At 66.9% G+C, this 18,814-nt stretch carries 18 protein-coding genes and 3 pseudogenes; 12 read left to right on the top strand and 9 right to left on the bottom strand.

Annotated elements, in window-relative coordinates; all coding sequences use genetic code 11:
• The first annotated feature begins 8 nt into the window (after window positions 1–8).
• From FND50_RS31350 to FND50_RS31360, 3 genes are all read left to right on the top strand, one after another.
• Complete coding sequence (locus FND50_RS31350) at window positions 9–965, top strand: ATP-binding cassette domain-containing protein (protein WP_144288294.1); 957 nt, start codon at window positions 9–11, stop codon at window positions 963–965.
• On the top strand, window positions 962–1,795 hold the full coding sequence (locus FND50_RS31355) for an ABC transporter permease (RefSeq protein WP_144288295.1): 834 nt from the start codon (window positions 962–964) through the stop codon (window positions 1,793–1,795). Before FND50_RS31350 ends, FND50_RS31355 begins: the two co-directional genes overlap by 4 nt.
• A 71-nt stretch (window positions 1,796–1,866) precedes the next feature.
• The gene (locus FND50_RS31360) at window positions 1,867–3,093 is read left to right on the top strand and encodes a cytochrome P450 (RefSeq protein ID WP_144288296.1); all 1,227 of its coding nucleotides are present in this window, start codon (window positions 1,867–1,869) and stop codon (window positions 3,091–3,093) included.
• Here the strand turns inward: FND50_RS31360 and FND50_RS31365 are convergent.
• A complete protein-coding gene (locus FND50_RS31365; RefSeq protein ID WP_144288297.1) occupies window positions 3,068–3,886 on the bottom strand; it encodes an alpha/beta fold hydrolase in 819 nt (272 codons plus the stop codon). The genes FND50_RS31360 and FND50_RS31365 overlap by 26 nt on opposite strands.
• Before the next feature lie 78 nt (window positions 3,887–3,964).
• Between FND50_RS31365 and FND50_RS31370 the strand changes: the two genes are divergently transcribed.
• Together FND50_RS31370 and FND50_RS31375 are read left to right on the top strand one after the other, a co-directional pair.
• Window positions 3,965–4,876: an amidohydrolase gene (locus tag FND50_RS31370; RefSeq protein WP_144288298.1), complete on the top strand. Its 912-nt coding sequence runs from the start codon at window positions 3,965–3,967 to the stop codon at window positions 4,874–4,876.
• An 80-nt stretch (window positions 4,877–4,956) separates the two neighbouring features.
• Entirely contained in the window at window positions 4,957–5,847 is an 891-nt protein-coding gene (locus FND50_RS31375) for an alpha/beta fold hydrolase (RefSeq protein ID WP_144288299.1), read from the top strand.
• Between the two features lie 9 nt (window positions 5,848–5,856).
• On the opposite strand, the gene FND50_RS31380 is transcribed toward FND50_RS31375, so the two are convergent.
• The 4 genes from FND50_RS31380 to FND50_RS31395 form a co-directional block, all read right to left on the bottom strand.
• Window positions 5,857–6,309, bottom strand: coding sequence for a hypothetical protein (locus FND50_RS31380; RefSeq protein ID WP_144288300.1), 453 nt, complete (start codon window positions 6,307–6,309; stop codon window positions 5,857–5,859).
• Window positions 6,310–6,314: 5 nt separating this feature from the next.
• Window positions 6,315–8,261, bottom strand: coding sequence for a primary-amine oxidase (locus tag FND50_RS31385; protein WP_144288301.1), 1,947 nt, complete (start codon window positions 8,259–8,261; stop codon window positions 6,315–6,317).
• On the bottom strand, window positions 8,258–9,748 hold the full coding sequence (locus FND50_RS31390) for an APC family permease (protein ID WP_144288302.1): 1,491 nt from the start codon (window positions 9,746–9,748) through the stop codon (window positions 8,258–8,260). The genes FND50_RS31385 and FND50_RS31390 overlap by 4 nt, the downstream gene beginning before the upstream one ends.
• A gap of 169 nt (window positions 9,749–9,917) precedes the next feature.
• The gene (locus FND50_RS31395; RefSeq protein ID WP_144288303.1) at window positions 9,918–11,423 is read right to left on the bottom strand and encodes an aldehyde dehydrogenase family protein; all 1,506 of its coding nucleotides are present in this window, start codon (window positions 11,421–11,423) and stop codon (window positions 9,918–9,920) included.
• Window positions 11,424–11,845: 422 nt separating this feature from the next.
• Between FND50_RS31395 and FND50_RS31400 the strand changes: the two genes are divergently transcribed.
• The gene (locus FND50_RS31400) at window positions 11,846–13,300 is read left to right on the top strand and encodes an APC family permease (protein ID WP_186301357.1); all 1,455 of its coding nucleotides are present in this window, start codon (window positions 11,846–11,848) and stop codon (window positions 13,298–13,300) included.
• Window positions 13,297–14,052, top strand: coding sequence for an IclR family transcriptional regulator (locus tag FND50_RS31405; protein ID WP_005260968.1), 756 nt, complete (start codon window positions 13,297–13,299; stop codon window positions 14,050–14,052). Before FND50_RS31400 ends, FND50_RS31405 begins: the two co-directional genes overlap by 4 nt.
• Window positions 14,053–14,054: 2 nt before the next feature.
• Here FND50_RS31405 and FND50_RS31410 read toward each other — a convergent pair.
• Window positions 14,055–14,737, bottom strand: a pseudogene (locus FND50_RS31410) (SDR family NAD(P)-dependent oxidoreductase).
• 153 nt (window positions 14,738–14,890) lie between these two features.
• On the opposite strand from FND50_RS31410, the gene FND50_RS31415 reads away from it, so the two are divergent.
• From FND50_RS31415 to FND50_RS31425, 3 genes are all read left to right on the top strand, one after another.
• Window positions 14,891–15,748 (top strand): SGNH/GDSL hydrolase family protein, encoded by an 858-nt coding sequence (locus FND50_RS31415; protein ID WP_144288305.1) that lies wholly within the window; start codon window positions 14,891–14,893, stop codon window positions 15,746–15,748.
• A complete protein-coding gene (locus FND50_RS31420) occupies window positions 15,745–16,125 on the top strand; it encodes an ABC transporter substrate-binding protein (RefSeq protein WP_260850768.1) in 381 nt (126 codons plus the stop codon). Before FND50_RS31415 ends, FND50_RS31420 begins: the two co-directional genes overlap by 4 nt.
• Window positions 16,126–16,368: 243 nt before the next feature.
• The gene (locus tag FND50_RS31425; RefSeq protein ID WP_144288306.1) at window positions 16,369–16,674 is read left to right on the top strand and encodes a WhiB family transcriptional regulator; all 306 of its coding nucleotides are present in this window, start codon (window positions 16,369–16,371) and stop codon (window positions 16,672–16,674) included.
• A 21-nt stretch (window positions 16,675–16,695) separates the two neighbouring features.
• On the opposite strand, the pseudogene FND50_RS31430 reads toward FND50_RS31425, so the two are convergent.
• Window positions 16,696–16,995, bottom strand: a pseudogene (locus tag FND50_RS31430) (PadR family transcriptional regulator); the annotation flags it as partial.
• Between FND50_RS31430 and FND50_RS37260 the strand changes: the two are divergent.
• A pseudogene (locus FND50_RS37260) lies at window positions 16,995–17,117 on the top strand (peptide deformylase); the annotation flags it as partial. The pseudogenes FND50_RS31430 and FND50_RS37260 overlap by 1 nt on opposite strands.
• Window positions 17,118–17,232: 115 nt before the next feature.
• Entirely contained in the window at window positions 17,233–17,466 is a 234-nt protein-coding gene (locus FND50_RS31440) for a hypothetical protein (protein ID WP_005250954.1), read from the top strand.
• Here the strand turns inward: FND50_RS31440 and FND50_RS31445 are convergent.
• Both FND50_RS31445 and FND50_RS31450 read right to left on the bottom strand, forming a co-directional pair.
• On the bottom strand, window positions 17,463–18,062 hold the full coding sequence (locus FND50_RS31445) for a hypothetical protein (RefSeq protein ID WP_144288307.1): 600 nt from the start codon (window positions 18,060–18,062) through the stop codon (window positions 17,463–17,465). The two genes, FND50_RS31440 and FND50_RS31445, sit on opposite strands and share 4 nt — an antisense overlap.
• A gap of 19 nt (window positions 18,063–18,081) precedes the next feature.
• On the bottom strand, window positions 18,082–18,744 hold the full coding sequence (locus FND50_RS31450; RefSeq protein WP_144288308.1) for a TetR/AcrR family transcriptional regulator: 663 nt from the start codon (window positions 18,742–18,744) through the stop codon (window positions 18,082–18,084).
• Window positions 18,745–18,814 lie beyond the last annotated feature (70 nt).

The following is an 18,814-nucleotide window of genomic DNA, read 5'->3' on the forward strand; positions in this document are numbered from 1 at the left end:
GGGAAACCATGACTACCACACCATCTCAGCCGGCCATCGCGGTGACCGGGTTACGCAAGTCGTTCGGCGACCACGTCGTGCTCGACGGCATCGACCTGACCGTCCCGCAGGGAACGGTCTTCTCCCTGCTCGGCGCGAACGGCGCCGGGAAGACCACCACGGTCAACATCCTGTCCACCTTGATCAGCGCCGACGCCGGTGATGCCCGGGTGGCCGGCCACGACCTCACCCGCGAATCCGACGCGGTGCGCGCCGCGATCGGTGTCACCGGCCAGTTCTCGGCGGTGGACAACCTGCTCACCGGCAGGGAGAACCTGCTGCTGATGGCGGATCTGCACCACCTCGCCCGCAGCGACGGCCGGCGGCGCGTCGCCCAGCTGCTCGAACAGTTCGACCTGGTCGATGCGGCCTCGAAGCCGGTCTCGACATACTCCGGAGGCATGCGGCGGCGGCTCGACCTCGCGATGACCCTGGTCGGCAGCCCGCGCGTGATCTTCCTCGACGAGCCGACCACCGGCCTGGACCCACGCAGCCGCCGGGCCATGTGGCAGATCGTCCGGGACCTGGTGGCCACCGGCGTCACCATCTTCCTGACCACCCAGTACCTGGAGGAGGCCGACGAACTGGCCGACCGGATCGCGGTCCTCGACCACGGCCGACTGGTCGCCGAGGGAACCGCGGACGAGCTCAAGCGCCGCATCCCCGGGAGCCACGTCCGCCTGCAGTTCGCCGACCCGCGCGGCCTCGAAGCAGCCGAGCGCGTCCTCGACCAGGTCTCGCGCGACCCCGACGCGCTCGCCCTCCGTGTGCCCAGCGACGGCAGCCTCCGCTCGCTCAAGACCCTGATCGACCTGCTCGACGACGAGGCCATCGAGGTCGACGAGCTGTCCGTGCACACCCCCGATCTCGACGACGTCTTCCTCGCCCTCACCGGCAACCCCCACAACGAGAAGGTGACCTCATGATCAGCGCCCCTGCCCACACCCTCGCCGGGCCGGCCCCGGCGGACCTCCGGTTCCACCCGCTCCGCGACTCGGCAACGATGCTGCGTCGCAACCTCGATCACATGCTGCGATACCCGTCGATGACCGTGACGCTCGTCGGGATGCCGGTCGTCTTCCTGCTGCTGTTCGTCTACGTGTTCGGCGGCACGTTGGGCGCAGGGCTCGGCGGGATGTCCGGCGGGCGCGCCGAGTACGTCAACTACGTCGTGCCCGCGATCATCCTCATGACCGTGACGGCCGCAGTCCAAGGGACAGCGATCTCGGTCGCGATGGACATGACCGAGGGGATCATCGCCCGGTTCCGCACCATGCACATCGCCCGCGTCTCGGTGCTGACCGGACACGTGCTGGGCAGCGTGATCCAGGCGATGCTCAGCGTCGCGATCGTGATCGGCGTGGCGTTGCTGGTCGGCTTCCGGCCCACCGCCGGGGTGGGCGCGTGGCTGGCCACTGCCGGGTTCCTGGTGGTGGTGACATTCGCGCTCGTCTGGCTCTCCGTCGCGCTCGGCCAGGTGAGCAAGACCGTCGAGGCCGCGAGCAATGTGGGTATGCCGCTGGTTCTGCTGCCCTTCCTCGGAAGCGGGTTCGTCCCCACCGACTCGATGCCTGCCGGGCTGCGCTGGTTCGCCGAGTACCAGCCGTTCACCCCGATCATCGAAACCCTGCGCGGCCTGCTCATGGGTACCCCGATCGGGAACAACGCATGGATCGCGCTCGGCTGGTGCGCCCTCATCACCCTCGGCGGATACCTCTGGTCGAAAAAGCTCTTCAACCGCGAGTACTCGCGGTAGCGGCACGGCCCCGAGCCAACCGGTCTGCAGCACCAACCGTCGACAGACCAACTGTCACGAAAGGAAATCCGATGAGTAGAACGGTCGCCATCCCGTACGGCCTCCCGATGGAGCGCGATGCGGGACCCTTCGACCCGCCCCAGCAGATCACCCGGCTGCGCGAGGCTCGCCCGGTCAGTCCGATGATCTTCCCCGACGGTCACGAGGGCTGGCTCGTCACCGGCTACGACGCGGTCCGCCGGCTCATGGCCGACACCCGGTTCAGCTCCCGCCAGGACATCGGCATTCTCCACGTGCCGTACGAGACTCCCGGCATGCCCGTCGCCACCGAGCCGTCGCCGCAGGTGCCGGGCCTGTTCATCGCCATGGACCCGCCGGACCACACCCGGTTGCGGCGCACACTCACCGGCGCCTTCACCGTCAAACGCATGAAGCAGCTCGAAGACCACATCATCGACGTCGCCGAGCGGCAACTGGACGAGATGGCGCGCCTGACCCCGCCGGTCGACCTGGTCGAGGAGTTCGCGCTGCCGGTGCCCTCGCTGGTGATCTGCGAACTGCTCGGTGTCCCCTACGCGGACCGGGAGAACTTCCAGGTCAACTCCGCCAAGTTCCTGGTCAAGGACCAGCCGCTCGACGAGAAGATGGGCGCGTACATCGCACTGACCACGTACCTTTCCAAACTGGTCACGCGCAAACGCGCCGCCCCCGGCGACGACATCCTGTCCGATCTGGCCCGCGACGACGACCTCACCATCGAGGAGCTGACCGGTGCCGCCTTCCTGTTGCTGCTCGCCGGCCACGAGACCACCGCCAACATGCTGGCGCTGGGCACCTTCGCGCTCCTGGAGAACCCCGAGCAGCTGGCGGAACTACGCGCCGACCCAGACCTGCTCCCCGACGCCGTCGAGGAACTCCTGCGCTACCTGTCCGTTGCCGACATCTTCTATCGCTACGCTACCGAGGACATCGAACTCGGCGGTGAAACGATCCGGAAGGGATCGACGGTAGTCGTCTCGTTGCTGGCCGCCAACCGCGACCCTCAGCGCTTCGACAACCCCGACACCCTCGACATCCGCCGCAAGGCCCGCGGTCACCTGTCCCTCGGCCACGGCGTCCATCTGTGCCTGGGCCAGCAGCTGGCACGCGTCGAGATGCGCGCCGGCTTCGAGGGATTGCTGCGCCGCTTTCCGACCCTGGAGCTCGCCATCCCCGCCGGCGACGTGAAACTCAGGACCGACATGAACATCTACGGCGTCCACGAACTGCCGGTCACCTGGACGGAAACGGCCCGGTAGAACCGTCGGCCGAGCGCGTCAGCCGATCCAACCAGTCGCCGAACAGCGCGGCGAGCAGTTCTGGCCGCTCGTGCATGAGCGCATGACCGACGTCGTCGACAACGGCGAGGGTGGCGTGCGGGTAGCGCTCGAGCAATTCGGCCGCGTCCGTGTACCCGACGACCGAATCGCGACGGCCGGCCACGATCAACGTCGGCCCCGAGAACGCGCTCGACCCGACGTCGACCGTCCACCCCGCGAAGATACGTCCGAGCGCCTCCTCGTCGACGAGCGTCGTACCCGGCACCACCTGGTCGCGGTAGCGGCGCGCAGTGGCCGGCGTGCGCACGACGAAGTACTCGTCGAACCCCGCCCACTGTGCACGTTCGAGTTCGTCGTAGGCCTCGGCGTCCTGGCGAACCACGGCGTGGTCGGGCACGTGTCGTGACCGCTCGGTGACCGGGCACATCAACGCCAGGCCGAGCACCGTGTCCGGTCGCTGTGCGGCCACCCCACGTGCCAGATAGGCGCCGTAGGAATGTCCGACCAGCATCACCGGGCCCACGCCCAGGCTGTGGATGAAGTCGCCGAGCAGCGTCACCACATCGTCGTTGCTGGTCAGGCCGTCGGTTGTCGAGAGGCCCATCCCCGGCAGGTCCGGATAGATCCGCCGGTAGCCCGTGCCGGGAACGATGGCCTCGATCGCTGCCTCGATCTCACGATGATCCACACCGGCGCCGTGCAGAGCCACGAGCGGCACGCCGCCGCCGTGCTCGACGTAATGGACCAGGGCTTCGTCGATCCGGCGCTCCATGTCAACACCTTAACGATCCACGCCGACCACACGAGCCGCGCTCAACCAATTGCCCGGTCCCCCGTCGACAACTGAAATATGCTGCGTGAGGTGGACATTGTCGATGCTCATCATCATTTCATCAACCTGCCCGACCTCGAGTACCCGTGGATCGACAGTCGCCCACCCGCGCTCACCGCCTTGCTCCCGAACTACTACGACGCTGCGCACCGGTACCTGCCGCACCACTATCGGGCACAGGTCGAGGGGGCGCCCGTCACGGCCTCCGTCGCGTGCGAATTCGGTGCAGCAGACAGTGTCGCGGAGGCCGTCTGGATTCAGCACTGCGCCGACCGTGTCGGTGTTCCGAACGCCTTCATCGCGGCCGTTCAGCTCGATTCAGACGATCGCGCAAGCGTTCTCGCGCGATATCGGGATCTCCCCGTGGTCCGGGCGGTGCGCCAGCCGCTGTACTGGGCGGCCGACCCGATCAAGCGCCTGGGTGCGCGCGGCGACTACCTGTCGGACCCGGCCTGGTTGCGTGGATTCGAGCAGGTCGCCGATGCGGGGCTGGTGTGGGATCTGCTCGTATACGACGAACAGCTACCCGCCACTCACGAACTCATCGCCGCGTTTCCCGAGACCACCTTCGTGCTGGAGGCGGTCGGGTGGCCCGTCGATCTCACTGCCGAGGGCTTCTCCCGTTGGGAAGAACGCCTCACTGCGGTGAGTCGGTTTCCGAACGTCGTCCTCAAATTGCAGGGAATCGCCCTCATTTTCGGAACATCCCTGGAAGGGATCGGTAAGTGGATCCGGACGGCGCTCAGCATCTTCGGCGCCGGGCGATGCATGTTCGCCTCTCACTACCCGATCGACCATCTGCTGTGGGATACCGAAACCATGGTGTCCACCGTCCAGACAGCCCTCGGCGACTTGTCGTCGACAGAACAAGCGCACTTCTTCGGCGAAACCGCGCGGCGGGTGTACCGCCTGCCCGCCGGTGACGCCTAATATGAGGGAGATCGGAGTACCTGCAGTTTCGACGCCGCCAATCCAGTTTCGGGTTCCGGCCAACACTGTGAGGAGTCCACGTGACGCGAGAGGGAAGTATCCGGGTCGGCGACCGGACCATCACGTATCTCGAAGCCGGTGACCCTGGCGGGCCACTCGTGCTGCACAACCACGGGGGACCCTCGAGCCGACTGGAGGCCGAACTGTTCGATCCGTATGCGAAGGCCAACGGACTGAGATTCGTGTGCGCGGACCGGCCCGGCATCGGCGGGTCCGATCTTCAGCCGGGCCGCACCTTCGAAGGCTGGACCGATGACCTCCTGCTGCTGGCCGACTCCTTCGGCGCACAGCGATTCGCCGTAACCGGCTGGTCCGAGGGTGGACCGTGGGCCCTGGCGGCCGCCGCGTATCTGGAACCCGCGCGCCTGGTCGATGTCGTGTGCATCGCCGGTGGCAATTACGGAACGTTCGGATCGAACTGGGCCGCGAAGTATCTCAGTAGCGTCGACGCGCTGGGCGGCCGCCTGGCGCTTCACTTCCATCCCGGTTTCACACTCATGTACGACGTGCTCGGTATCAGTGCCACACATTTCGCGGATCGCTACGCGAAGGCGATCACACAGTCGGCGTGCACCGCGGATCGGGAGGTGCTGGCTGACGAGAAGGTCCTCGACGCGTTTCTGAGGGCAGGACGCGAATGCTTTCGACATGGCGCGGACGGACTCGTCGCCGACGCCACGATGCTCTACAAGGCCTGGCCGTTCGACGTGACGAAAGTGACGCGCCCCGTGCACTTCTGGCAGGGAAGCGCCGACACCCTGGTACCTGAGATCATCAACAAGACAGTAGCGGACAAGACCCCGGGCGCCGTCTGGCACCCGATCAGTGGTGGTGGTCACTTCATTGCCGTCAGTCACGCGAACGACATTCTCGCGCTGGTAGCGAATCATCTTGCGCCAGCTGAACAGTGACGCTCTTCTTCAGGCCGGGACTTCTCGGGCGTCGAGCCGAGTCTGGTAGAACAGCACCGTCACGGCGACGACCGCTTCGAGTGCGGCCGTCGCGAGCGCCGCCACCATCGGCGTCGACATCGAATGACCCATCGGAGCCGACGCCGCCGCATGCATCACGTGCCCGTGGTGGCCGCCGCCACCGGAACCGGGACTCATCACGGTGACGTGCAACGCGATCATGCCGACGTTCATCAGCGCGACGAGACCCCAATCCCGGTGCGAACCACGCATCCACAGGTGCCGTGCGCAGTACAGGCATCCGAAGATCATCGCAACGGTCACCACGGCGACCAGCGACGACGTCGCATGCTCACCGAGCGACGCGGCGTGGAGCCCGGCCGCGGCGACCGCGAGGGCCGCGGCCGCCCGCCGCAACCAGTGGCTGGTGCGGCGGGCGATCGGAGAAAAGACGGCGGACACGACTTCTAGCCTTCGCAGCAGTGCTTCGCGGTGCTCGCCGGCACGTCGAGCGCGGGGTTGCGATCGAAGAATCCGACCGGCTTCAGCGTGAACCCGGCATAGTCGACCGGCATGACCGGCCAATCCTCGGGCCGGGGGAAGTGCGTCAGCCCGAACGTGTGCCATAGCACCAGGTCTTGCCCCTCGATGTCCCGGTTGCCCGCCACGAACGTCGGCAGACCGGCCTGGCCCGGGTGCTGGTTGACGAAGTCGCCTGCGGGATAACGCTCGGACTCGTCGTATTGCGTGACCCACAGGTGTTTGGTCGCGAACGCGGCACGGGAGGCGATCGAACTCGACGGGTCGGCCAGGAGCACCGGCTGACCTTCGGGGTGCAGCGCGTACCCGACATCCTGCCCCAGCCGGTTCTGCTTGGTGGGATTGGTGATGTGCCAGACCCGGGCCTTGAGGTTGTCGGCGGTGCGTTGCCCCTCGGATTCGGTGGTCAGCTTGGTTTTCTGGCAGCGGAAGGCATTGCCCCACGGGTTCTCCGGGCCCATCGGGACGGGCACGGCATCCACTTCCTCGACGGTGTTCACATTGCCGTCGACGGCCATGTCGAGCCGGGCGGAGAAGAGGTGCTGGTGGAACGGGGCGCCGAGGCCCGGCGCCATCTGTGTGGAGAATCCGTCGGCACCGCGGTAGGCGGAGGTGAAGACGATTCCGGTGGCCTTTGCCTCGAGTTCGATGGTGCCGTCGAGGTAGAGGTACCAGTAGAACCCGTAGTCGTAGTTACCGATGGTGAGGAAGAACGAGATGACGAGGCGGCGCGAGCGGCGGGTCTCGGTCATGCCGTTGAACATGTCCGTGTGCTTCCACAGGACGCCGTAATCCTCCTCGTGGAGGCAGATCGCGTTCTTCATGACGCGCGGGTCACCGGACTCGTCGGCGATCGTGACGTCGAAGTACTGGATCTCACCGAGACAGTCGCAACCGAGTTCGAGTGAGTTGGTGTACCGGCCGAACAGGTACTCGCCCTGGTCGAAGTAGTTCTGCCAGTATCGAACCGGGGACGGATCGGCGTAGGGAACCACCATCTCGGCGATCGAGGCACGATAGATCACGGGACGTTCCACTCCCCCGTCGTCGAACGAGAGCTGGTGCAGCGTCAAGCCCTCGCGCACATCGAAACCGAAGCGGAACTTCCAATCGGCCCAGGTGATCTCGTTGCCGTCGACGGAGAAGCTGGCACCTTCGGGTTGAGTGATCTCGATGGGTTTGAGGTCGGTGCGGGTGGGTGTGGCGTGCGGTTCGGCGTTCCATTCGCCGCGCTCGGCTGGGACGGGAAGCTCGATCTCGTCGACCACCTTCACGACGCGACGCTCGGTGAGGTCGACGTACGCCACGACCCCGTCGATGGGGTGCGCCCACGGCAGGTCCGCCTTGTCCTCCTGGTGGAAGGCGAGGACGCGGACGATGCGGTGCCCGACCTCGTCCTCGTGGCCGAACACGCCGGCCGACAGGGGAACGGCCCGGACCTTCGACGGTTCGATGCCGCGCTTGGCCATCGCCGCGAGCCAGTCGGAGCTGCCGAGCAGGAACGCTTCGATGTCCTCGAACTCCTCGTCGAGGATCGGCACGTGGCCGTCGGTGGCGGAATCGACGGTGGTCGAGCTGATCACGCGGTTCTCCGTCACCGACACGACGAGGTCGGTGCCGATGCCGGTGGAGCGATCGAGCAGCAGGATCCGGGCGCGCCGCTCTATCGGGTCGCCCGGCGTGAACGCGAGGACCGTGGACTTGTGCGGCTCGGCGAGTGCGACGAAGACGAAGCGCACGTGCTCGCCGATCAGTCCCTCGTCGGTGAGGAGTGCTTTCGCCGACCGGATCTCGTCCGCCGACAACGGAGTGAGCGGATGGTCCGGGGCGGCGGAACCGATGGCGGCCGGGGTCTCGGTGGTGGCGGTACTCATCGTGCGATCTCCTTGTCGATGATGGTGTCGTTCGTGTCGTGCTGCGGTAGAGCGGTGTCGTGGCGTGCGGCGTGGGGTCGGAGCACGGCGACGGCCGCTCCACCGGCGAATGTTCCTATGAGCAGGACCCCGATGACGGCGGCGAGAGTGCTCGACCCGCCGACGAGAAGGGGAAGGTTGGCGACGGTCATGATCAGAAGCCCGGCCAGGCCGACGAGCCCGAGCAGTGGTGCGATCACGGTGTTCCACACCCGCCGGTCCACCCGGGTCCGGCCGAAGTAGACGAGGACGGCGACGGAGGTCAGGGTCATCAGTGCGACGATGCCGACCGAGGACACACCGGCGAACCACGCGAACACCTCGGTCACCGGATCGAGTCCGGCAACGGCGGATGCGACGATCAGGACGAGAGCGGACGCCGTCTGCACGACCGACGCGATGTACGGCGACGCGTGCTTGACGTGCGAGCGGCCGCATCCCGCCGGCAGGGCCGCGCTGTTCCCGAGGGAGAAGATGTACCGGGAGAGCACGTTGTGGAAGGACAGCAGGGCGGCGAACAGGCTCGTGATCAGGAAGATCTGGACGAGGTCGCCGGCGATCGCACCCACGTAGCGGGTGGCGGTCTCGGTGATCATCCCTTCCGGATTCTCGGTCGCGACGGCCACGGCACCCTCGTCGCCCCACGCGCTGACCATCGCCCAGCTCGACAGTGCGTAGAAGCCGCCGATCACCAGCAACGCCAGGTAGGTGGCCCGGGGAATGGAGCGGCCCGGGTCGCGGGCCTCGTCCCGGAAGACGGCGGTGGCCTCGAAGCCGATGTACCCGGCGATGGCGAAGATCAGTGCGATGCCGGGTGCTCCGGAGAAGAACTCGGCGGGGTGGAACACCGCCGTCGAGAATCCCTCGTCGCCGCCGCCCCGGACGATGACGGCGGCGTCGACGACGAGGACGATCCCGACCTCGCAGACGAGCAGTACGCCGAGCACCTTGCCGGACAGGTCGATGTGCCGGTATCCGAGGATCGCGACCACGGCCGTCACGGCCAGGGCCCACACGTACCAGGGAAGTTCGGGGCCGCCGTGAGCGGTGACGAAATCGTTGACGGCGGCTCCGATGTATCCGTACACCGCGCCCTGGACTGCCGTGTAGGACAGCAGCGCGAGGAATGCGGAGCCGAGACCGGCATGCCGGCCCAGGCCCTGCGTGATATAGGTGTAGAACGCGCCGGCGCCGGGGAGGTGCTTGGCCATCGCCGTGAATCCGACGGCGAAGAACAGCAGCACCACCGTGCAGACGATGTACGACGCGGGGTAGGCGGCGCCGTTGCCCGCTGCGATGCCCAGAGGGACGGTTCCGGCGATCACGGTCAACGGCGCCGCCGCTGCGACGACCATGAACACGATGGCACCCGGACCGAGGGTGCCTGCCAGTCTGCGAGGGGTGCCGTCGCTGACCGCACTCGAGTGCGTGGGGGCGTTGGTTATCATGGTTTCCTTCGACTTTCACGAGGAGAGGGTCTGCGTGGATGCTCCGCGGTGAGCTCTGGGACGAGCATGCGACTGCGGGTTGTCGGCGCAGTTGCCGAAGCGTCACAGTCCGTCGACAGCAAATGAGAACGCACGCAGGACGATTCTCATTCGGGTCCGGTCGAGGTATCTAGAGGGCGATGTTGACGGACTTGCTCTGGGTGTACTCGGCGATGGCACCTTCACCGAGTTCGCGTCCCCACCCGGACTGCTTGTAGCCGCCGAACGGAAGCGCCGTGTCGAAGGCATTGTGGCAGTTCACCCACACCGTGCCCGCCTTGATCTCGGCGGCCACCTCGTGGGCGCGGGACACGTCCCGGGTCCACACGCTGGCGGCGAGACCGTAGGGGGTGTCGTTGGCGGCCGCGCGGACGCCGTCTTCCCGGTTGAACGGCACCGCCACCGCGACGGGGCCGAAGATCTCCTCCTGGTACACGCTGAAGTCACGGTTCACGTCGACCAGCAGGGTGGGCTCCACGTAGAAGCCGGTGTCGCCGTGCCGCCCGCCGCCGGAGAGCGCGCGGGCACCGTCGGCGAGTCCGGCGTCGATGTATCCGGTGACCTTGCCCAACTGCTCCTCGGAGATCAGTGGGCCGATGTCGTTGGTGGGGTCGAGGCCCGGTCCGATCTTCTGGGACTTCGCGAAATCGGCTACCCCGGATGTGAATTCGTCAAAGATTCGGTCTTCGACGAGCAGACGTGTTCCGGCCGTGCAGGCCTGGCCGTGGTTGAACAGGAACCCGCTTGCGACGCCCGGGATCGCAGCCTCGAGGTCGGCGTCGGAGAAGATCACCTGCGGGCTCTTGCCACCGAGTTCGAGGGACACCTTCTTCAGGTTCCCCGACGCGGCATTGACGATCTTCTTTCCGACCTCGGTCGAACCGGTGAACGCGACCTTGTCGACGTCGTCGTGACTCGACAGCGCCGCGCCGATGTCGCCGAAACCGGTGAGCACGCTGAACACGCCGTCGGGGACGCCGGCCTCGGCGATCACCTCGGCGAGGAGCAGCGCAGTGAGCGGTGTCTGTTCGGCAGGCTTGAGGATCATGGTGTTCGAGCAGGTCAGCGCTGGTGCCACCTTGAACGCGGCCATCACCAGCGGGAAGTTCCACGGGATGATCTGTGCGCACACACCGACCGGTTCACGGGTGGTGAACGCGTGGAATCGGGCTCCGGGCGCCCACGGCACCGACACGGGGATGGTGCGGCCTTCGATCTTGGTGGCCCAGCCGGCGTAGTAGAAGAAGATCTCCGCCGCCCACGTCACGTCGACGGCCTTCGCCACCGCCACGGACTTGCCGTTGTCGATCGACTCGAGCTGCGCGAACTGATCGGCCCGGGCCAGAATCCCCTCGCCGATCTTCCAGAGGATCCGCTGACGTTCCGCGGGGGTGAGCGAGCGCCACGGCCCGGACTCGAAGGCCCGCCGGGCCGCCGCTACCGCCCGGTCCACGTCTTCGATTCCGGCGTGCGGCACTGTCGTGATCACCTGTCCGGTGGCGGGATCGACCGTCTCGAACGTGCGGCCCGACGCGGAGTCCACCCATCGGCCGTCGACGAACATGCGCTTCGGCGACGAAACGAAGTCGACGACCCGGGGGTCGAGTCCGGCGGGGGTGTGAACGACTGCAGTCATCATGTCCTCTTCGATGGAGTGAATGAATCTGTGAATGAATCCGGCTTCTGCAGAACACTTTTGGCGGAAGATTTCGCCTCGTCGTGCTGCGGCCCGAACCCACGATAAACCCCGAATGTGTCGCCGGTCACTACTAAATCCGGATGGGAATCAGCGACTGCGGCATTCTCATTCGACTTTTCCGGCCACGACGGCGCCGATTCTCATTCCGGCTTTTCGGGTCGGTGCAGCTGATCCGCCGTGTGCGCCGGCGCAGGCTCCGGAATCGGGAACGAATTCTCCGGCCATTCTCATTCGAGGTGATCGAAAATTAATTCCGATCGGCGCATCGCGCTCGTCTCCTGCGCTAGCGTGCAACTCATGCAGCCCCGGGTTGATCACTCGCGCGGGGCCGGCCGGAAAGTGTGGAGAGCAGGTGCGTGGTGTCCGGTACACCGAGAATCAGAAGTAGATCACCGGTCGCCGGTCTCGAGCGGGCGCGTCTGAGTTTCGTCCAGGTGCTCGGGCAGTCCGTTTCCGCGGTCGCCCCTTCGGCCGTGATGGTCACGCTGCCTGCTCTCGTCATACCCGACGCGGGCCGGGCGACCATTGCGGTGTTCGTCGCGGCGGCGATTCTGATGACGGCGGTCGGCTACTGCATCGGACAGTTCGCCACCCGGATGGTGGCCGTCAGCGGTCTCTACAGCTACATCGTGAAGGGACTCGGGGCGGTGCCCGGTTTCGGCGGGGGCTGGTCGCTGCTCGTCGGCTACGCGGCCGCGGCCATGGCGAGCACGCTCGGTGCCGCGAGTTACCTCGCCGCGCTGCTCGGCCGAGTCGGGCTTCCGGCGGGGTCGCCCCTCATCGCGGTCCTCGCGGCGATCGTCGGACTGCTGGCCCTTCTCCTCATGGTCCGGGGCGTGCAATTGTCGGCGCGGATCATGCTCGCCATCGAGGTCTTCGCGATCGTGGCCGCCTCCGCCACGCTGGTGGTCGCGTTCGTGCAATCGGTCCGCGAGGGCGCGACCCCGTCCGCGGGCGGCGCGAAGTCAGGGTCCGCGGTCGGGTTCGCCGTACTGCTCGCGATAACGTCGTTCGTCGGATTCGAGAGCGCGGGCACGGTGGCGCGGGAGGCCCGCAACCCGTTCGTCGCCGTCCCGCGCGCCGTCCGGTGGACCCCCATCGCGCTGGGCGTTCTGTACGTGTTCGCGGCCGCCCTGCAGTTACCGGAGCCGGTGCGGCAGGGAGTCGACTCGCTACCGATCGTCCTCACGTTGCCCGACACGTCCGGCGCAGGTTCGTCGGCGCTGTCGATCGTCATGGAACTCGGCATCACCGCCTCCTGGTTCGCGTGCGTCCTCGGTTCGACGACGGCGCTGTCGCGCACCCTGTTCGCGATGGGCCGCGAAGGGGTGGTTCCGCGTGTGTTCGGCCGGACGCACCACCGGTTCCACACTCCGCACGTGGCGTTGACGGCCGCGATGCCGGTCGTCGTCGCGGTGCCCGTCCTCTATCTGTTCGTCAGCGGTTCGAGCCGCGACGTCCTGATCGGACTCCTCGCCGTGTCCGCCCACGGCTACGTCCTGGCGTATGTCCTGTTGTGCGTCGCGACGCCGGCGTTTCTCCGGCGGATCGGCGAACTCACTCGACTTCCCGTGATCGTCGGCGTGCTGACGGCGACCGCGATGGTGGCACTGGTCGGGTGGGCGGCGTTCTCGCGGACGTATGTCGCGGGCGCGGCGACCGCCGTCTACGTGCTTCTGATGCTTGTCGGCGCCGCGGTCTTCGCGATCCGCGCGCGGCGATCCCCCGGAATCGGAGAACGGATGGGTGTGTACGACGAGGCCGTGGCCGAAGACCTGCTCGGCCGGTACCGACCGTGGGAGGTCCGCCGGTGAGCGCCGACGACAGAGCCCTGTCGGGGCGTCAGCCCAAGGCCGTCACCAGCGCCCTGCGGGTGCTCGAGGAGGTGGCCCGGGCCGGCTCGGGTGTCACAGCGAAAGACATCGCGGCCCGCCTGTCGATGCCGTCGGCGACGACGTACCGCCTGCTCAACATCCTCGTGGGCGAAGGTTATGTGGTGCGGCTCCCCGACCTGTCCGGGTTCGCGCTGGGCCAGAAGATCGGGATACTCGTCGACGCGGCCGTCGTGCCCACGGTATGTGCGGCGGCGCGTGAAGTTCTCGCCGAACTGCGACTGTCGGTGCGCTTCGGGGTCCACCTGTTCTTCTACACCAACGTCGCCGTCCGCACGGCCGACGCGGACCCCGAATACCCGCCGCCGGAGGACGAGTCGTTTCTCAACCAGCACCTCTACGCGTGTGCGGTCGGCAAGCTCCTTCTCGCGGAGAAGTCGGAACTCGAATCCGTGATTCCCCGCTGGGAGCCGCGGGCGCTGACGGCCCGCACCATCGTCGTAAGGAGCGAGCTACTCGCGAATCTGGACCTGATCCGAAGCCAGGGCTTCGCCACCCAACTTGCGGAACTGCAGGACGCGTCGGCCTGCGTGGCCGTCCCCGTCCGGTCCGGAACGGGAGCCCTCGTCGGCAGCCTGGCACTGTCGGGACACGTCGATCACGAACACCTCATGCTGCGCCACGTCCCGTCGCTGCGGGAACATGCGGAGCGGCTGGCCCCGCTGATGGCGTAGCGCTACGGCGTCCCCGACTGGCGGGCGAGCCGGCGGTCGTAGTCGGCGCGCCCGACAGGGTCGACGGCAGTGAGCGCCCGCCGATCGTCGATCAGACGCCGGCCGAGATCGAGGAGCCGCTCCGGGACCACGGCGTCGATCAGATCCCACCCGGCGAGGTACCGGGGCACGGCGGTTTCGGCTCGACGATACTTGCTGGCGTTGCAGCCGGCCATGCCGGGCACGGGCAGCTTGCCGGCCATGGAGGCCACGTTGACGATGTGCCCACTCCAGCGCTCGACCATGCCGGGCAACACCATTCGCATCCCGTGCAGCGGACCCCACACGTTGACGTTCATGGTCATCCGGCTGGTCGCGTCGGATTCCTCGAGGAACGCCCCGAGCGGCATGACGCCGGCGTTGTTGATCAGCACGTCGATGCGGTCGCAGTCCGCCAGCACCGCATCGACGAACCGCCGCCACGACTCCGCGGAGGCGACATCCACGGTGTACGCGCGGGCGCCGATCTCGGCCGCGGCCTCGTCGGCGACCGCGCGATCGAGGTCACCGATGCACACGGTCGCGCGCCCCTGGCCGCGAACAGTTCGGCAGTGGCGCGACCGATGCCCCGCGCTCCCCCTGTCACGACGACGACAGCGCCGTCCAGGTCGATCACGGGATAGTTCCGGCCGACGAAGATGCTCATATTTCGGAGACTAGCAGTATCTGAGTTACGTCGGTAGGCCGAATTTCCTCCGAGTCCGTCGAAGCCAGGCGATATCCGGTGCGCGGAAATAAGATGAGTGATGACGAAAAACGCGCCGGCCCCACGCCATCCGGTCGTCCTCGAAGCCCTCCCGTGAAGTCGACTCTGTCGGCGATCCTCGCCGGGTGCGTGGTGGCGCTCGCACTCCCGTGGGCGCATCTCGCGGTGGCCGACGCCGCGCCCGACTCCGCCATCCGGTACGTCGCGTTGGGTGATTCGCGAGCCACCGGGTCGCTACACGATCCGTTGTCGATCCGAGACGGGTGCTTCCGCACAGCCGACGCGTACCCGCAGATCGTCGCCGACACCCTGCGCGCGGAATCGTACGTCAGCAGGGCGTGCGCGGCAGCAAAGACCGAAAACATCACGGAGAAACCACAATTCACCATCACCGGACCTCAACCACCGCAGATCGGGGCACTCCGGCCGGACACGACGCTCGTGACCGTCAGCATCGGGGGAAACGACATCGCGTGGTCGTCATTGGTGGAGCCCTGCTACACGCTCGCCCCGGGGCTCGACGCGAACTGTCGCTCCGACGCCACCACGGCCCGGCGCATGAACGACGCTCTCACCGTGCTCGGCCCGAAGGTGTCCGCCACCCTGGCTGCGATCACCGAGAAGGCCCCCGCTGCGACCGTGCTCCTGGTGGGGCACGGCGGCATCTTCGGCGACCGCGGTTGCTGGCCCTACATCCCCACGAGCGATGCCGACGCTGCCTTCGTGGTGCAGTTCTTCGTGAGAATGAACAACGTTCTCGCCGACGCGGCACGGAGTAACGGCGCGTACTTCGTCGACGTGGCCGCCGCCGCGGTAGGGCACGATGCATGCGCCGGATCCGATCTCCGGTGGTTCGAAGGCCTCGTCCCCCGATCGTTCACGATGCCCCTGCACCCCACGCACGAAGGGCTGAGGGCGATGGCGGCACTTGTCGTCGCAACCCGTCCATGACCGGCCTGGTTGCGCCATTTCCCTACGTCGTCAATTCGACCGACGACGCCGGAGCGAAGTTCCTCGACCAACTGGGGTTGACACTGACCCCGTTCGCCACGGCAGAACCTGTCATCAACATCCCCGGGCGCGCCCAGATCAGCACTGAACTACTCGCCGACACCGATGCCGATCTCACCCTGGCAACGAGTTCCAACGGCGCATTGGAGAGTCTGGAACAGCAGCCAACATTCCAATCGCTCGGCGCCGTCGAGCGCGGCGTATACGTGCCGCTTGCACCGACGCTGGCGCAGTCCATCACTTTCCCCTCACCGCCCAGCCTCGATCGGGCACTGGGACAGGTGGTTCCACTCCTCGACTCCGCCGCGCAACGTTAGCGACCTCGGACGTCACCTCCCGACGCACTCGTCAATCCACCGCAAGCACGTCGATGCACCGCCGCACTGCTGGACATCCGACCCAGTGGCGCAGGCGTGTGGTCGTCCGGTATATCTTTAAACGGGCCATCCGGTTTGTTAATGGGATCGCCCGTAACCGATACCGACGCTCACACGAAGAACATCGAAATCTGTTTCCCGACATATGGATCTCTTTCACGTGCCGGAAACGGAAGGACCGCAGTGCTGTTGGCAGAAACGTCACGAACACCGGCCCTCGCGGCCGCGCCCCACCCCGAGGACTGGCGCGAGCTGGCCTCATGCCGCGGAGTCGCATCGTCGGTGTTCTTCTCCCCCGACGGCGAACGCGGTCATGCCCGCGCCCGTCGCGAAGCGAACGCCCAGCAGATCTGCCAGGACTGTCCCGTACTCGCCCGGTGCCGCGACCACGCCCTGGCCGAGGACGAACCGTACGGAATCTGGGGCGGGATGACCGAAGCCGACCGCCGGCGGCACGCCCGCCGACTCCGTTCCGGCAGCCGCCGCTGACCGGCGCCTACTCCCCGCGGATCACCGTGCCTCCAGCTTGTCGATGTCGGCGAGGACTTTCTTGTGCCAGGCGATCTCGGTCTGGATGCGCATCTTGGCGTGGGCGATGAGATCGTCGGCAGTACTCTGGTCGGGCCATCGGCGATCGAGCTGGTGGTCGAACTGCAGCTCACGTGCCGCGAGGACCGCGATGCGGTCCTCGACGTAGCCGCGGAGCACCTCTCGGTCGAGATCTGCGCTCAAAGCCAGGGCGAGGTCGACGGGGTCCGGTTCGAGTTCGAACTCGGTGAATGCCTCGTCGCGGAGCGCTCGGAGTTCCCTACCTCGACCGGCTGGTCGGACGCAATCACCGCGCCGCCCGCAAGATGATCAAACGGCGTCAGTGGACCGATCCCGGCAATACGTGGGTCCCCGGAGCGGACCGTGATCCTTTCGGTTGGTGACAGGCGTTTCACTGTCGGTCGGGTCTGATCCGATCGAGTTCCCGTCACTCGGCTGACACCCGCCGATGTCGCTACGCTGGGCACAGGCCGATGCAGTAAACCTTGGGAGGAAGCGGTGGTAGCCGTACAGATACAGGTGGGTGATCTGGTGCAGGCGTCCGGTCACGCCGGTCCCTGGCTGGTGGTCGAGCTCAGCAAGGGCATGGCCTCGCTGCAGCATCCCGACGGCCATCGGCTCTCGGTCCGGACGACGGCCCTGTCCGTGGTGCACAAGGCGACGAGCCCGGCCGGTGAGGTCGAACCGGCCGACCGCGAACAGCCGGGAGAGGCCCCCACCCTCTTCGACTAGTCGACGATCGTGGTGACGATCGACGTGGCAGCCGGGGTCCGCGGGGTCGAGCCGAACCCGAATCGGACGGGCGGATCCACCGGCTGCAGCGCGCCGAGGTCCCGGCCGCGCCAGGATGCGGACATTTCGATCACTCGCCGCTGATCGACGGCGCCGTAGTACTCCCGGCGCCCGTTGCCTGCGGTGCCGCGGGTACGCACACCGCGGAGAACGACACGGGCAATCGGGTCGCTGACCACACAGAACCACGGTGCACTCGCGAGGGCCCGCGGGATCAGGTTCAGCAATCGTCCGAGCGTGGTGCGGGCGCCGACCTCGAAACTCACGCGCAGGTCACCGGCCTCGACGGTTCGAGTGGCACCGGACCGCGAGCACCGGACGGGCGCGATCACGGTCTCGTCGAGGACGTACGTCGCGGTGACGAAGTCGCGGACCGCGTCCGACGGGGCGAGGAGTACGCGGTGACCGTCGGCGAGTTCGACCATGACATCCGTGAACTCACCGAGCGGCGATCGCCACCAGTGTCCGACGACGATGCGCACGCCCGAGCCGGTGCCCAGGCCCGTGATCTCACCGTCGAACCGCCATCTGGTCATCGGGCCAGCGTAGGCGCGGTCACTCCGTCAGGTGTCGGTACTTCGCGACGCTCCGGTCCGACAGCACGGTGCGGAGAATGAATCGTGATTGCGCCGTGATGTATTGGTCCACCGTGTAGCGGGACGCGAAATGCCAGTGCTTGAGCGCCCACCCGTGCGCGAGCATCATCATGTCGAATGTTGTCAGATCGACGTCGAGATCGGTCGCGATGCCCGCGGCGATCGCGGCATCGAGGGCGTCGTGGAGCGGCTTGGAGGTCGCCACCTCGAGATCCTTGATCCGCTCACGCCCGTCTTGGTCGAGCGTCCGGCTCTCCCGATACGTCAGCACGACGGCATCCAGATTCTCGTCGACGATCTCGACATAGCGCCGGAACCCGGCCACCAGCCGTTCCACGGGGTCGGTTCCCGCTGCGTCCATGGCGGGCTCGAGCTGATCGCGGAAGGCGTCGAGGATGTCGACGATCGTGGCGAGGAGGATGTCCTCCTTGCCGCCGAAGTACTTGTAGATCAGCCCGACGCTTACCTGTGCCTCGTCCGCCAGCGCCTGCATGGACATCTGGTGGAAGCCGGTTCGCTGCATCACCGTGACCGCGGCGTCGAGCACCTGACGTCGCCGCGAGCTGACACGGACGGCGCGGACGGCTTCGTCGAGTGGAAGGGCGGACGTGTCCTTCGCCATGACAGATGACCTCTCCTTGCTGGCAGAACCTGCGGTGAACGAGTATTCACAGTATCCCGCGTAGGGCCGG

It is taken from the genome of Rhodococcus sp. WB9 (assembly GCF_007558985.1).
Taxonomy (GTDB): Bacteria; Actinomycetota; Actinomycetes; order Mycobacteriales; family Mycobacteriaceae; genus Rhodococcus_F; species Rhodococcus_F opacus.

What these genes read in the sequence shown, in the direction of transcription:
- FND50_RS31350 (WP_144288294.1), top strand. Translation starts at nt 9, where the DNA reads ATGACTACCACACCATCTCAGCCGGCCATCGCGGTGACCGGGTTACGC.
- FND50_RS31355 (WP_144288295.1), top strand. Translation starts at nt 962, where the DNA reads ATGATCAGCGCCCCTGCCCACACCCTCGCCGGGCCGGCCCCGGCGGAC.
- FND50_RS31360 (WP_144288296.1), top strand. Translation starts at nt 1,867, where the DNA reads ATGAGTAGAACGGTCGCCATCCCGTACGGCCTCCCGATGGAGCGCGAT.
- FND50_RS31365 (WP_144288297.1), bottom strand. Translation starts at nt 3,886, where the DNA reads ATGGAGCGCCGGATCGACGAAGCCCTGGTCCATTACGTCGAGCACGGC.
- FND50_RS31370 (WP_144288298.1), top strand. Translation starts at nt 3,965, where the DNA reads ATGCTGCGTGAGGTGGACATTGTCGATGCTCATCATCATTTCATCAAC.
- FND50_RS31385 (WP_144288301.1), bottom strand. Translation starts at nt 8,261, where the DNA reads ATGAGTACCGCCACCACCGAGACCCCGGCCGCCATCGGTTCCGCCGCC.
- FND50_RS31390 (WP_144288302.1), bottom strand. Translation starts at nt 9,748, where the DNA reads ATGATAACCAACGCCCCCACGCACTCGAGTGCGGTCAGCGACGGCACC.
- FND50_RS31395 (WP_144288303.1), bottom strand. Translation starts at nt 11,423, where the DNA reads ATGACTGCAGTCGTTCACACCCCCGCCGGACTCGACCCCCGGGTCGTC.
- FND50_RS31420 (WP_260850768.1), top strand. Translation starts at nt 15,745, where the DNA reads ATGACCGGCCTGGTTGCGCCATTTCCCTACGTCGTCAATTCGACCGAC.
- FND50_RS31445 (WP_144288307.1), bottom strand. Translation starts at nt 18,062, where the DNA reads ATGACCAGATGGCGGTTCGACGGTGAGATCACGGGCCTGGGCACCGGC.
- FND50_RS31450 (WP_144288308.1), bottom strand. Translation starts at nt 18,744, where the DNA reads ATGGCGAAGGACACGTCCGCCCTTCCACTCGACGAAGCCGTCCGCGCC.